Here is a 14624-nt window from a genome sequence, read left to right as displayed (position 1 = left end):
ATATGACCGCCCCGGCGGCAGCTGTTTTGTCTCATCGCCCCACCTGGAGGCAGGTGGCGGCCCCGCCGCCCGGCAGTGGGGCCGGCAACTGCGCAGGGTCCGGCCTCCCGTGCAGTGGTCCTGTCACTCCGGCCAGTAGGAACACCGCACCCCGGTGTGAACCGCCTGCCGCAGGTGGCCGCCGATCACCGGATCGGCCGCCGTGATGCGGTCCAGCGCCCGCCGGACGGCCTTGCTCACCGCGACCCGGGAGCGCTCCTCCGCCTCGGGGAAGCGCCGGGGTCGCCCGCCCAGACCGGTGGCGCCCGCCAACTGGGCGATCAGCCAGTCGTGTTCGACCCGGGCCACGGCGGCGCGCTCCTGGTCGTCGGCCGCCTCCAGGGCCTCGAGTTCGGAGCGCAGCCCGGCCAGACGGTTGCGGTACTCCTGGGCCGCCACCCGGTCAAGCACCGGTTGCCCGGACAGCGCCGTGTGCTCGGCGGCCCCGTTGAGCGCCGTCAGCCCCGCCACGAGGTCGACGGCCCGGATCTCCTGGCGCGGGTTGGCGATCAGCACCACCAGGTGGAGCATCCCCACGCTGTGCTCCACCAGGACGCTGCGGCCGCCGAATCCGATCCGCCACTTGCGGCCCAGCCGGGTGCAGAACGCCGTGTGCCGCTCCTGCCCGTCCGGGCCCCCTGACGCGCTGCCGCCCGGTTCCCCGGCCCCGGCGAGCGCCGGGGCCTCGTCGGCGGCCACGGTCAGCTCCTCCCGTACGGCGTCTGCCTCGGCCTGCCGGCCCGCCCGTACGAGCGCCAGCGCGAGCCGGTCCCGGGAGGCCGTGACCGCGGGCCAGTGTGCGAGGGCGAGGTTCTGCCGTACCGCGTCCCGGAGGTGGGTCACGGCCCGGTCGACGTCCCCCGTGGTCAGCGCGGCCACCCCCAGCGCGTGCTGGGCCGAGCCGAAGCAGGCGACGGCGAGACTGCCCACCATCGGCAGATGGCCGTACGGGCTCAGCAGTTCGTAGACCCGCGCCGCGGTCGCGGTGTCGTCGAGGAGATAGGCGGCCTCCGCGACACCGTGCATGGTCACCATCCAACTGCTCGACCGCGGCAGGTCGCCGAGGTCGCGGCCGCACAGCGTGGCCAGCGCGCCGGCCGCCGTGCGCCGGTCCCCGGCCGTCACCGCGGCCACCGCCAGCGCGGCCAGGGCATGGTCGTCCACCGCGCTCAGCGTCGGGGAGTTGACCACTTCGCGCAGCAGCGGCACGAGCTCGACCACCCGGCCCTGGTACCAGCGGATGGTCACCATCTGCGCGGCCTGCCACACCGTGGCGTTGACGTCCCCGGCGGCGATCCCGCGCTTGGTGCAGGCCTCGGCCAGGCGTTCGGCCTCGTCGAGACGGCCCGCGCGGACGGCCAGCATCACCTGCATCGCGCTCACCACGAAGCCGACCGCCTGATGGTCCCGCTCGGCCAGCAGGCCGCGCAGCTCGGCCAGGCAGCGCTCCGCGTGCGGATCGCCGTCCAGGAACATGTCGACCGTCTGCCACAGCAGGCCCATCAGCAGATCGCTGCGGCGCGAGGTCCGGAAGCTCTCCGCGACCAGCTCGGCGGCCAGTTCCCGGCGCAGCGCGCCGTGCTCCGGACCGACCAGGCAGTGATGGGCCAGGCTCAACGCCTCCGCGCGCGCCATGGGACCGGGCCGCGACCTCGCCAGTTCCAGCAGCGCCAGGACCGCCGTGGTGTCGCCGCTGCGGTAGCCGCTCTCCCCGGCCAGCCGGATCCGCAGCCGCAGTGCCAGCGAGGACTGCGGGTCGAGCAGTTCCAGCGCCCTGCGGATCCGCGATTCCAGGAGCACGGACCCGGCGACCGTGCGATGCTCGTGCACCCACAGGCCGCCGAAGCCGAGGGCGGCCACCGCCATCGCCCGTTCGTCGCCGGCCGACTCGGCCATGCGGTAGGCGCGTTCGAAGCGGTCCCGGCCGACGCGCAGATCACCGTCGTCGACGACGGCACGGGTGCCCTCGTCGAGCAGGGCCGGCAGGTCACCGGTCCGCGCGGCGCCGTGCCCGGCCGGGCCGGGAGCGTCCCGCACGGGCGCATCGACATCGTTCACGGCTGTATTTCTCTCCCGAGTGCACTCGACAGCGCCAGGGAAAGCCGCCCGGACCGCCGTGCCGGTCGTGATCGGTGGCCTTGCCACAGGCGGGGAACGGCGAGTGAGCCTATCGCAGCGCCCGCGGCGGGGGGAACAGCCTTACGTTGCACGGAAGATGGACACCGCATGATGCCCAAGGGCCGGTGCCCGCGGTGGACGGCCCGGGGAACGCGATGGCACGGGACGGCACGGCCTGGAACGCCCACCTGTCAGCGACGCATTCACGCGTCCACTTCTTCGAAGGGGAGTCAGGCGTGGGCATCTTCGGGCATCGGCGCTCGGCCCTGGGCGGCGTGCTGGCGCTGGCCTTCGGGCTTCTGCTGGGTGGAGGTCCGGCGGTGTCCGCCGCCCCGGCCGCGGCGCCGGCCTTCTTCATCACCTCCGACGGCCAGCAGGACCTGTTCGTGCAGGCGATCGACACACCGGACGCGGTGGTCCGGATCGCCGGGAACGTGGATCTGGACCTGACCGGGCGGGAGTCCCTGCCGGTCGCCCCGGGTGTGCAGATCCTGGGCGACCGGACGCAGCGCGCGCGGGGGCCGCGGCTGTTCACGACGTCGTTCCCGCGCATCCTCTTCCGGGTCGGCAACGACGGGGACGGCACGCACAGCGACAATGTGCGCTTCAGCGGGCTCCGGGTGCAGGGCGCGGAGAGCGATGATCCCTACTCGGCGGTCGACACCAGCGATTCCGACGGGATCCGGGTGGACTCCGGCGTGAACGTGGAGATCGACCACAGCGAGATCGACCACTGGCGCGGCTCGGCCGTGAACATCCAGGACGGACAGAACCGGATCAGCCTCCGGAACGCCTCCACCGTGTGGGTGCACGACAACTACATCCACCACAACCAGCACCCCACCGGCACCATCTGCTGCGGCCACGGCGCGGGCTACGGCGTGGTGATGGGGCACGGTGCCTACTCCCTGGTCGAACGCAACGTGTTCGACTTCAACCGGCACGCCATCACCGGCGACGGCTCGGCGGGGGACGGCTATCTGGCGTACCGCAACCTGATCTGGGGCGGCGGCGGGGACAACTCCCACGTCTGGCACACCCATGAGATCGACATGCACGGCAACGACTCGTCGTGCAGCTACGAGTGCGGCTCGGCGGGCGAGTACATGGACGTGGAGTACAACACGGTCTGGTACACCAACGGCACGGGCGTCAAGCTCCGCGGCACGCCCAGTGTCGGCATGACCGTGTCGCACAACGTCTTCCAGCACTCGGACCTGTGGGTGGGCTCGATCCTGCCCCTGCACGCCGCGCTGGACCAGACCGAGACCGGGCTGCACCAGTCCGCCAACACCCTCGACTCCTACACCGGCGGCCAGCGCAAGTACTGCGACTTCGACGGCGACGGCGTGAACGACGCCTTCATCGCCACCGGCGTCACCTGGTGGTACCAGTCCAGCTCGCTCGGCGGGCGCTGGACCTACCTCAATCAGTCGGCGACGCGGATCGCGGACGTCTCGCTCGGCGATGTCGACAACGACGGCCTGTGCGACGTCGGTTACCCCGGCGGGGTGTTCGTCAACCCGGGCCCGGACGCCTCCTCGACCACCGCGACCGCTGCGGTGAGCACCGGTGACTTCAACGGCGACGGCCGTACCGACATGGCGCTCGGCGGCTCGGACGCCTGGCAGGCTCTGCCCGTCAACTCCTCCCAGGGCGACGGCCGTTTCTCGCCGGAGTTCGACGTGGCGGGGGACTTCCCGCGGCTGGCCGCCGCTCCGGGGGCCCGGACCTACAGCGGTGACTTCGACGGCGACGGCCGCACCGACCTCGCGGCGACGGGCGCCGCGGGCTGGGACGGCCTGCCGGTGGCCTTCTCGGCCGGCAACGGGACCTTTCGCGCCACCGACGCGGGCGTGGGCGACTTCGCCGCATGGGCGTCCCTGCCCGGCGTGAAGCCGCAGGTCGGTGACTTCGACGGGGACGGCCGTGCGGACATCGCGCTGGCCGGCGGCCCGGGCTGGGGCTCGGTGCCGGTGGCGTTCTCGAACGGCGACGGCACGTTCCGCATCACCAACGCTTCGGTGAACGGCTTCGCCGGCTGGGCACAGATGCCGGGGGCGCAGGTCGTCAGCGGTGACTTCGACCACGACGGCCGTGCGGATGTCGCCCTGGTCGGCGGCAGCGGCTGGGCGTCGGTGCCGGTGGCGTTCTCCAACGGTGACGGGACGTTCCGCATCACCAACGCCCCGCAGGCCGACTTCGCCGGCTGGGCGTCCGTGGCCGGGGAGAAGACCAGGCTGGGCGACTTCAACGGGGACGGCCGTACGGACATCGCCCTGGTGCCGGGCCCCGGCACCCCCTGGTGGTACACGCTGCCCGTGGCCTTCTCCAACGGCGACGGCACCTTCCGCGTCACGAACACCCCGCTCTCCGACTTCGCGGGGTGGGCGCAGGTGTCCGGAGTGCAGGTGGTCAGCGGTGACTTCGATCATGACGGCCGTGCGGATGTCGCGCTGGTCGGCGGGAGCGGCTGGGGTTCGGTGCCGGTGGCGTTCTCGAACGGCGACGGAACCTTCCGCGTCACCAACGGGTCGTCCGTCGACTTCGCCGGCTGGGCGTCCGTACCCGGTGTGAAGGCACGGGCGGGCGACTACGACGGCGACGGCCGCACGGATGTCGCCCTGATCAGAGGCCCGCACACCCCCTGGTGGTACACGCTGCCGGTGGCGTTCTCCAACGGCGACGGCACGTTCCGCATCACCAACACACCCGCCGACCGCTTCGACCGCTGGGCGTCGGCCCCGGCCCACACCCCGGACCCGCCGAGCCCGGACGCACAGGCCGTGATCGGGGGGTAGTCGCACGTCCGGAGGGCGCCTGACCGGCACTTCGCCCGGTCAGGCGCCCTTTTGCTGTGCCTCTGCGCTTAGAAGAAGCCCAGCCTCTTCGGCGAGTACGACACCAGCAGGTTCTTGGTCTGCTGGTAGTGCTCCAGCATCATCTTGTGGGTCTCACGGCCGATGCCGGACTGCTTGTAGCCGCCGAAGGCGGCGTGCGCGGGGTAGGCGTGGTAGCAGTTCGTCCACACCCGGCCCGCCTGGATCGCCCGGCCGGCGCGGTACGCCGTGTTGATGTCACGCGTCCACACACCGGCCCCGAGGCCGTACAGCGTGTCGTTGGCGATCTTGATGGCGTCGTCGAAGTCGTCGAACGAGGCCACCGACACCACCGGACCGAAGATCTCCTCCTGGAAGACCCGCATCCGGTTGTCGCCCTCGAAGATCGTCGGACGGACGTAGTAGCCGCCCTTCAGATCACCGCCGTAGTCGGCGCGTTCGCCGCCGGTGAGGACCTTGGCGCCCTCCTGCACACCGATGTCGATGTACGAGAGGATCTTGGTGAGCTGCTCGCTGGACGCCTGGGCGCCGATCATCGTGTCGGTGTCCAGGGGGTGGCCCGGCTTGATCAGCTCGGTGCGGGCGACGGCCGCGTCCAGGAAGTCGCCGTAGTTGCCGCGCTGGATCAGCCCACGGGACGGGCAGGTGCACACCTCGCCCTGGTTCAGCGCGAACATGGTGAAGCCTTCGAGCGCCTTGTCCCGCAGGTCGTCGTCCTTGTCCCACACGTCGTCGAAGAAGATGTTGGGCGACTTGCCGCCGAGCTCCAGGGTGACCGGCTTGAGGTTCTCCGAGGCGTACTGCATGATCAGCCGCCCCGTCGAGGTCTCCCCGGTGAAGGCGATCTTCGCGACGCGCGGGCTCGACGCGAGCGGCTTGCCCGCCTCCTCGCCGAAGCCGTTGACGATGTTCACCACACCCGGCGGCAGCAGGTCGGCGACCAGACTCATCCAGTAGTGGATGGAGACCGGGGTCTGCTCGGCCGGCTTCAGGACGACCGCGTTGCCCGCCGCCAGCGCCGGGGCGAGCTTCCAGGTGGCCATCAGGATGGGGAAGTTCCACGGGATGATCTGCGCGACCACGCCGAGCGGCTCGTGGAAGTGGTACGCCACCGTGTCGTCGTCGACCTGGCTCAGCGCCCCCTCCTGGGCACGGATCGCGCCCGCGAAGTACCGGAAGTGGTCGATGGCCAGCGGAATGTCCGCCGCCAGCGTCTCCCGGACCGGCTTGCCGTTCTCCCAGCTCTCGGCGACCGCCAGCTGCTCCAGGTTGGCCGCCATCCGGTCGGCGATCTTGAGCAGGATGTCGGAGCGCTCGGTCGCCGACAGCCGGCCCCAGCCCGGCGCGGCCGCGTGCGCCGCGTCGAGCGCCCGCTCCACGTCCTCCGCCGTGCCCCGCGCGACCTCGGTGAACGGCTCACCGTTCACCGGGCTCGGGTTGTCGAAGTACTGTCCTCGGGCCGGCGGCACATACGCGCCGCCGATGAAGTGGTCGTAGCGCGACTGGTAGGAGACGATCGCGCCCTCGGTGCCCGGCGCCGCGTAACGAGTCATGCCGGTCGGCCTCCTTCACTTGCACTGCCCGCCGTTGGGCAGCTTTCGGCGCGAGGCTAGGGGCGCGGACGTTGCGACCACGTTGCGTCCTTGTGGAGCGGACCGAGCTCGGCACCCGACGGCCGTACGGGCGCGGCCAGTTCGGTCTCCAGCGCGGACAGCCGCGCCCGCACCGCCGCCGTCGGACGCACCGCGGCGAGCGCCCGCCAGACGTCGAGGTCCTCCTCGCCCCACGGCGCGTGGGCCCAGTCCGCCAGCAGATCGGGATCGCGGCGGGCGATCAGCGCCGCCCGCAGGCCGTCGGCGAGGCGCCGGCGCAGCCGCACCACCGCCGGGGCCACCGAGCCCGGCAGCAGCGGTCCGGTGTACGCCGCCGCGGCCGCCGTGACGGCACCGGTCTCCAGCCGTCTTTCGACGGCGGCGACATCGGACTCCACCGGGACGGTCAGCCGGTAGGGGCGCGAGGCCAGCAGCCCGGGGCCCAGGAAGCCGCGCAGCCTGGCCAGTTCGGCGCGCAACGTCACCGGAGTGACCGACTCGCTCTCGTACAGCGCGCACAGCAGCTCGTCGCCGGTCAGTCCCTCCGGGTGCCGGGCCAGCAGCACCAGGATCTCGCTGTGCCTGCGGCTGAGCCGCACCTTGCGGCCGCCGGCGAACAGCCGTGCCTCGTCGTGCCCCAGCGCGGTCAGCTCGGCGGTGTCCTCGGCCGGTTGCTCGCCGGTGAGCAGCGCCAGCTGGGACTCGGCGGCGCGCGCGACGGCCTGGACGAACCCGAGGCTGTGCGGATGCGCGAGCCCGTCCCCGCCGGTGATGTCCACGGCACCGAGCAGCCGCCCCGTGCGCGGATCGTGCACCGGGGCCGCAGCGCACGTCCAGGGCTGCGCCCGGCGGCTGAAGTGCTCGGCCGAGAAGACCTGCACCGGCCGGTCCACGGCGACGGCCGTGCCCGGTGCGTTCGTCCCGACCGCAGTCTCTGCCCATCTGGCACCCGGGACGAAGTTCATCCGTGCGGCCTGCCGCCGGGTCGCCGGGTCGCCCTCGACCCACAGCAGCCTTCCTTGCGCGTCGCACACCGCCAGCAGATGTCTGCCGTCGGCGGCGAACGTGCCCATCAGCTCGCGGAACAGCGGCATCACCCGGGCCAGCGGGTGTTCGGCACGGTAGGCGCCGAGTTCACCGTCCATGAGCTCCACGCTCGCGGTGCCGTCGGGCCCGACCCCGGCGCGCGCCGAACGGCGCCAGGAGTCCGCCACCACGGCACGCACCGGCCGCTCCACCGTGCCCGCCTCGGTGAACGTGTCGTACGCGTGCCGCAGCAGCTCCGCACGTACGACGGGGTCGGCCCCCGGTTCCAGGGCAACCCATGGATCGGTCAACTCGGCCTCCCGGAAGGCGATGCGACGGCGTCCATACGGCTCGGACGCCGCGGCCCGACGGACATGTCTCGGGCCGTGCGGTTGAGGACATCGTCACTCCGGGGGTGGGTGCCGACAACCGTTTCGACGCCGACGACCGGAACGGTGCCGACCGTGGACGTGCCCGCGCACGCTCCCGTGGTGGGCGGGTCGGCCGGAGGGGCCCGTGAGCCGCCCGGGACGGCCGAACCCGGCGGGTCGACCGAAGCCGACGGGACGGCCGGGCCCCGAGGGGCGGTCGTGCCGGACGATGGGCCGGGCCCGGTGGCCGCCGAGCCCGGTGGCGGTCGGGGGCGGTGGGTCCGCCGCCTGGTCAGGCGAAGTTGACCAGCCTTATGTAGCGGACCCAGTCCCAGTTCGGACCGGGATCGCTGTGGTCCGAACCCGGCACCTCGTAGTGCCCGATGATGTGGGCGCGGTCCTTGGGTATGCCGTACTTGGTGCAGACCGCCGCCGTGAGCCGGGCCGACGCCTCGTACAGGGCGTTGGTGAAATAGGAGGGCCGGTCCACCCAGCCCTCGTGCTCGATACCGATGCTGCGCGTGTTGTAGTCCCAGTTGCCCGCGTGCCAGGCCACATCGCGCTCGCGGACACACTGGGCGACGTGCCCGTCGGCTGAGCGGACGACGTAGTGCGCGGACACCTTCTTCGCCGGGTTCTGGAAGATGGAGAGGGTGTCGGGATAGGTCTCCTGGGTGACGTGGATGATCACATGGCTGAGGGGATACGACGTGGGGCGTTGCGAGACCGTGTAGTTGGAGGTGCTGGCCGGCTGCGACTCCGCGAGCGGGTAGTCGACCGCCTGGGCCTGCGCACCGGCCCGGGTGGCGGGAAGCAGGGCGTACGGGAGGGCGGCGAGGGCGGCTCCCTTGAGAAGCCCTCGCCTGCCGGGCAGTTGCGGTGCCCGTTCCATGCTGTGTCGCCTTTCGGTGGGGGAAGGGCCGGCAGTGAGGCCGCGGCGCCGTCAGAACCGGAGGCCCGAGGCGCTCTCGCGCAGTCGCGCGTGCAGCCCGCGGTGCGTCTCGCGCGCAGGAAGCCATTCCTTGCGGAGCTTGGCCACACACGTGTAGTTGGTGTCGCAGACATTGGCCAACGGTGACTCGACGGCCTGGGTCGCGAACTGGTACGCGTCCAGCTCACCGAATCCGTAGTCCCGCACCAGCCACTGCACCAGGTCGAGCTGGGAGATCCGGAACGCGTCCTCCAACGGACGGGCGGAACCGGTCGAGATGATGTGCGTGTCCGACTCGATGCGCGGCCACGGCGTGGCGATCCCCTTCAGCAACTCGACGATCACCACCGTGTTCATGGCGCACTCCACGGCGACCCCGCACGTCTCGCCCTCCCCCTGCCGGGCGTGCCCGTCGCCCAAGCTGAGCAGCGCGCCCTCGACGTTCACCCCGAGGTAGCAGGTGACGCCCGCCCGCATCTCGGGCGTGTCCATGTTCCCGCCGTGGGCGTCGGGCACCAGAGCGGAACGCACCTCCAGATTGGCGGGAGCCACGCCCACGGTCCCGTGCATCGGGTCGAGGGGCAGCTCCACCTCGATGTCACCGTCGTGCGCCCGGAACAGCGTCGTTCTGCGGGCCCGGTCGAGCTGCCAGATCCAGACGGTCTCCGGCAACGGGGGCTGCAGTGTGGCCGTGGTGTGCGTCGAGGTCAGCGCGCCGAACAACGGGACCGTCGTCGAGGCCGCCCAGTCCCGGGCCGGCTCGATCGACACGAAGTGCACCGCGACCGTGTCCCCCGGCTCCGCGCCCTCCACATGGAAGGGGCCCGTCTGCGGATTGAGGAACGGGAACTCGCACACCTCGGACACCAGGTCCTTCTCGGAGCGCACCCGCCCGGCGAAGCAGTCCTCCGTGTACAGGTCGAGGACCGTTCCGGGCGCGATCCGGGCCACCGGCGGCGCCCCGCCGAACGTCCAGGCGTATTCGTGCGGTTCGGGCCGCACGGTCAGGATGCGGGGGTCGCTCATCGCCTGACTGCTCCGTTCTGCGAGGGGAGGGAGGGATCGGTCTCGTCGAGGTGGACCCGGGCGGTCTCCGCTATGCGCTCGGGGTGGCGCCGCACGAGCACCAGCAGCACCACGACTCCGGCCGCCATCCAGCCGCCGACGACGGGTCCCGCGTACGACACCGGGGCGGTCAGCTCGGTCACGAAGTCGAAGACGGGCAGGCCCGCGGCGGTCAGCAGGGCCGGCACGAACGCGGCCACGCCCAGCAAGGGGAACACCAGGTGCCGCACCGGCTTCAGCGTCGGTCGGCCGCGGCGCAGGAAGTAGCCCGCGCAGGCGAGGTTCACCACGATGTACACGCCGATCACGACGGTGACGATCACGGTGGCCAGCAGCAGGAACGCGGTCACGGGGTCGTAGGCGAAGCCGAGCCCCAGCACGGCGCCGACTGCGACCACGGCCTGCACGGCGATACCCGCGACGGGGGAGCGGTGCCGAGGATGCAGGGTGGCGAGCACCCGGGGAAGTACGCGGATCCGGGCCAGGGCGAACGCCGTGCGTGTGGAGACGCTGGCACACGCGTTGGCGTTGGCGACGGTGGAGTTGACCACGGCGAGGAACACCAGCACCCAGAACAGTCCGAACGACGCTCGGGCCACTCCTTCCCAGGACGCGGCACCGGAGGCGCCGAACGTTCCGAAGCGGTCGGGGCCGAAGTACACCGTCATGGCGTACGTCGTGATCACGTAGAACACGCCGATCGCGAGGGCCGCGCCGAGCACCGCGCGGTGCATCGTGCGGCGCGGGTCCCGGGTCTCCTCGGCCAGGGGTGCCGCCGCCTCGAAGCCGGCGAAGGCCAGCACCGTGTAGACCGAGCCGGCGAACACTCCGCCGACCCCGCTGTAGCCGTCGGCCGTGTGGGAGGTCCCGAACACCGACAGGGTGTTGTCGGCGCCCGCCTTGCCGATCAGCCAGACGGCGAACACGAGGAAGACCAGGACCTCGAAGACGCCGAGCACGGTGCCGAAGCGGGCCGATGTCCGTATGCCCAGGTATCCGGTCACCGTGATGACGGCGGCGCCTGCGAGGGCCCACGGCCACCACAGATCGGCCGGATACGAGGACCATTCCTGATGCAGTGTGCCCGCCGTGGTGAATCCGAGCTGGAGCAGCAGCAACGGCGGGACCAGGGCCTCCACGAACACGTAACCCCATCCGACCAGGAAGCCGACGGCCGGATGCAGGCCCTGCGCCGCGTACGTCGCCACCGAGCCCGCGGCCGGTAACTCCCTGGCCAGCTCGCCCACACAGGACGCGGTGAACAGGCATGCCACCAGCGCGATCAGGACCGACAGCGGCAGGCTGCCGCCCGCGAAGGCCGCCCCCGACGGGATCGACGCAGCCACGGCTGCGGCCGGCGCCATGGCCGTGACGCTCTGGAACAGGACCTCGCGCAGACCGATGGCATTACGCCGCAGACCTGCAGAGGCCGCGGCAGGTGATGTCACCGACGATTCCCCCGACATGAGCGTCCCCCGTCCACCAGACAGGCCTGCCGTCGCCACGACGCGACGGCTGCGCCTCACGTGAATCACGGTACGGCCCCGACGGATCGGGCAGAAGGGCCCGACGGACTTCCGTGGACGGCGGAGCCGTTGTGGACAACTCGGCCACCCGGAAGGGTGAGTTCACTTCCCCGCAAGCCGCGGTAGGCCGGGGGCGTGGGGCTCAGCCCCGCTCCGCCACCGCCGCCGGATCGTCCAGCACCGTCCGCACCACCGAGTGCGCCGCCCCCAGCAGCGGCCCTTCGGGACCCAGGCGCGAGACGGACACGGCACAGGCCGGGCCGGCCGTGCGCCGCGCCAACTCCTCGCGCAGGGACGGCAGCAGCCAGGGTGCGAGACCGGACAGCGCACCTCCGAGCACGACGCTCTCGGGGTCGAGGAGGTTGACCGCTCCGGTCAGCGCGATGCCGAACGCCGTTCCCGCGTCGCGCAGCGCCTGCCGTACGGCCTCGTCGCCCGCCGCCGCCCGCCCGGCGAGCAGTCCGACCCGGTCCTCGCCCGGCTCCAGGCCGGCCGCGCGCAGCACCGCCTCCTCACCGGCGTACTGCTCCAGACAACCGCGCCCGCCGCACGCGCACTCGGGCCCGTCCGGCCGGACCGGAACATGGCCCAGTTCGCCCGCGAACCCCCGTGTCCCGCGCAGCAGCCGTCCGTCCACCACGACCGCCGCGCCGATGCCGATCTCGGCCGACACATGGAGGAAGTCGCGCGGGGTGCCCTCGCCGAGCCACAACTCCGCCAGACCGCCGAAGTTGGCCTCGTTGTCCACGGTCAGCGGCAGTCCGGCGGGCAACGACGCCCCGAGGTCGAGGTCCTGCCAGCCCAGATTCGGAGCGCGTACGACGGTCCGGGCGTCGGGGGCGACCAGACCGGGCACGGCTATGGCCAGTCCGGCCGGCCACAGCCCCTCACGTTCCGCGTCGGCGACGACGAGGCGCAGCAGCGAGCCGAGCTCCTCGAGCACCGGCCCGGGCGCGCGGCCGCGGTTCGTACCGTGCCGCACCGCCCGCGCCCGCACCTCCCCGCGCAGGTCCACCGCACAGACCGCGAGGTGGTCGACCCCCACCTCCGCGCCGATCCCGGTGGGACCGCGCCCGCTGACGGCCAGGGCGGACCCCGGCCGGCCCACCCGGCCCGGCCGCTCCGGGCCCAGTTCCTCCAGCAGCCCGGAGCGGATGAGTTCGTCGACGAGGGTCGACACCGCCGCCCGGGTCAGTCCGATGCGCGAGGCGACCGAGGCACGGGAGAGCGGGCCCTCGGCGCCCACGGTGTGCATCACCCGGGCTAGATTGCGCCGGCGCATGCCCTGCTGGGTGTCGGGCAGGGCCCGACCGGGTCCGGTCGGGTGTCCCTCGTGCAGCGGTACGGTCATCCTTGCGGTCAGTCCTCGTTCGTCGTCCTTCAGCGGGCGTTCGGCTCTCGTTCCAGCAGCGTGGCCGCGTCGGAGAGTACCCCGGAGATCCTTTCCAGTGTCTCCTCGTCCCGCTCCACCGCTTCCAGCACCGGTCCCTGCGCGGTGTTCCAGCGCCGGGCGACCGCCGCCGGGTCCTCGCCGGTCAGCAGGCCGGCGGCCTGGGCCGCGGCACCGAGCGCGACCAGTTCCCTGGCCTCGGGGATCTGGACCGGCCGCCCGGAGAGCCGGCGTACGGTCTGCTGCCACGCCTTGCCCCGGGCGCCGCCGCCGATCAGCAGCAGCGGCGCGGTGCGGTCCGCGTCCTCGTCGAGCACCAGGTCCAGTGCGCCCAGCAGGGAGTGGACGGCGCCGTCGTAGGCGGCCTGGAGGAGCTGGCCGGCGGTCGTGTCGTGACGCAGACCGTGCAGGAGGCCGGACGCGTGGGGCAGGTTCGGGGTGCGCTCGCCGTCCAGGTAGGGCAGCAGCGTGACCCCGGTGGCGGGCTCCACCGCCTCGCGGTCGAGACCCAGCAGCGCGGCGAGGCGGTCGACGGCGAGCGTGCAGTTCAGTGTGCAGGCCAGCGGCAGCCAGTCGCCGTGGGCGTCGGCGAAGCCCGCCACCGTCCCGGTCGGGTCGGCCGGACGCTGCCTCGACACCGCGTAGACGGTGCCCGACGTGCCCAGACTCAGTACCGGGGTGCCCGGGCGCAGTCCCAGCCCCAGCGCCGCGGCGGCGTTGTCGCCGGTGCCGGGGGCGACCAGGGTGCCCTTGGAGAAGGGCAGGTCGTGGCTGTCGCGGACGGTCCCGGCCACCTCGCCCGGCCGGACCACCCGGGGCAGCAGCGCGGCGTCGAGCCCGACGTGGGCGAGGATCTCCTCGTCGTACGCCTCGGTCCGCGACGACCACCAGCCGGTGCCGGAGGCGTCACCGCGGTCGGTCGTGCCCTGACCGGTCAGCCGCTCGGTGAGGTAGTCGTGGGGGAGGCGCACGGCCTTGGTGGCGCGGACCGCCTCCGGCTCGTGCTCGGCCAGCCAGGCCCACTTGGTCACGGTGAACGACGCGCCGGGCACGCTTCCCGTGCGGTCCGCCCACTCCTTCGGTCCACCCAGTTCCTCGACGAGCCGGCGCGCCTGAGGCGCCGAGCGGACGTCGTTCCAGAGCAGCGCCGGACGTACGGGCTCGCCCTGGGCGTCCAGGGTGACGAGCCCGTGCTGCTGCCCGCCGATCGACACCGCGGCGGCCTCGCGGGCGGCGTCGCCGCACTGGCGCAGGGCCCTGTGCAGCGCGTCCCACCACTGGCGCGGATCGCTCTCACGGCCCGCTCCGGAGGAGACGGTGTGCGGCGCCTGACCGCTCGCGACGACCTGTCCGGTGGCCGCGTCGACGACGAGCACCTTGGTCGACTGGGTGGACGTGTCCACACCGACGACGAGCGGACCCTCGGCTGCTGACATCGGGCTCTCCCTGCTTTTTTCCGCGGCTCTGCGGGGTCTGACCTGCTGTTTTTCTGAAATCCGAGGGTCTGGAGACCGGGATCTCACCCTTCGGGGACGTCGTGTCCCTTCCCAGGGATGTGCTGGCATACTAATTTGTAAACGGCCATGACGAAATAGTTCAGCTAGCAAGGAGCCGCCGTATGAGCTACCAGCCCACCCCCGAGGACAGGTTCACCTTCGGCCTGTGGACCGTCGGCTGGCAGGGACGGGACCCGTTCGGTGACGCGACCCGGCCGGCCCTGGACCCG

At 72.3% G+C, this 14624-nt stretch carries 9 protein-coding genes; 1 reads left to right on the top strand and 8 read right to left on the bottom strand.

Annotated features, from left to right (window positions below):
- Positions 1 to 123: 123 nt before the first annotated feature.
- Complete coding sequence (locus tag ABT085_RS32930) at positions 124 to 2097, bottom strand: ATP-binding protein (protein WP_351616282.1); 1974 nt, start codon at positions 2095 to 2097, stop codon at positions 124 to 126.
- 296 nt (positions 2098 to 2393) lie between these two features.
- Between ABT085_RS32930 and ABT085_RS32925 the strand changes: the two genes are divergently transcribed.
- Positions 2394 to 4958 carry an FG-GAP-like repeat-containing protein gene (locus tag ABT085_RS32925; protein ID WP_351616280.1) on the top strand — a complete coding sequence of 855 codons (2565 nt, stop codon included), beginning with the start codon at positions 2394 to 2396 and terminating at the stop codon, positions 4956 to 4958.
- A 68-nt stretch (positions 4959 to 5026) separates the two neighbouring features.
- Here the strand turns inward: ABT085_RS32925 and exaC are convergent, their stop codons facing one another.
- The 7 genes from exaC to xylB form a co-directional block, all read right to left on the bottom strand.
- Complete coding sequence (exaC, locus tag ABT085_RS32920; protein ID WP_351616277.1) at positions 5027 to 6550, bottom strand: acetaldehyde dehydrogenase ExaC; 1524 nt, start codon at positions 6548 to 6550, stop codon at positions 5027 to 5029.
- 56 nt (positions 6551 to 6606) lie between these two features.
- Positions 6607 to 7926, bottom strand: a complete 1320-nt coding sequence (locus tag ABT085_RS32915; protein ID WP_351616275.1) for a GAF domain-containing protein — start codon at positions 7924 to 7926, stop codon at positions 6607 to 6609.
- A 352-nt stretch (positions 7927 to 8278) separates the two neighbouring features.
- The gene (locus tag ABT085_RS32910; RefSeq protein ID WP_351616272.1) at positions 8279 to 8878 is read right to left on the bottom strand and encodes an N-acetylmuramoyl-L-alanine amidase; all 600 of its coding nucleotides are present in this window, start codon (positions 8876 to 8878) and stop codon (positions 8279 to 8281) included.
- Positions 8879 to 8929: 51 nt separating this feature from the next.
- Complete coding sequence (locus ABT085_RS32905) at positions 8930 to 9943, bottom strand: acetamidase/formamidase family protein (protein WP_351616269.1); 1014 nt, start codon at positions 9941 to 9943, stop codon at positions 8930 to 8932.
- On the bottom strand, positions 9940 to 11430 hold the full coding sequence (locus tag ABT085_RS32900; protein ID WP_351616266.1) for an APC family permease: 1491 nt from the start codon (positions 11428 to 11430) through the stop codon (positions 9940 to 9942). Before ABT085_RS32900 ends, ABT085_RS32905 begins: the two co-directional genes overlap by 4 nt.
- 220 nt (positions 11431 to 11650) lie before the next feature.
- Positions 11651 to 12859, bottom strand: coding sequence for an ROK family protein (locus ABT085_RS32895; protein WP_351616263.1), 1209 nt, complete (start codon positions 12857 to 12859; stop codon positions 11651 to 11653).
- Positions 12860 to 12888: 29 nt separating this feature from the next.
- Positions 12889 to 14334, bottom strand: coding sequence for a xylulokinase (gene xylB, locus ABT085_RS32890; RefSeq protein ID WP_351616260.1), 1446 nt, complete (start codon positions 14332 to 14334; stop codon positions 12889 to 12891).
- Between the last annotated feature and the right edge of the window lie 290 nt (positions 14335 to 14624).

Origin of the sequence: Streptomyces sp. NPDC002265 (assembly GCF_040296125.1) — a bacterium.
In the GTDB taxonomy this organism is placed as follows: domain Bacteria; phylum Actinomycetota; class Actinomycetes; order Streptomycetales; family Streptomycetaceae; genus Streptomyces.
The sequence above is the reverse complement of the archived record's forward strand: the minus strand, read 5'-3'. Positions and strand labels throughout refer to the sequence as shown.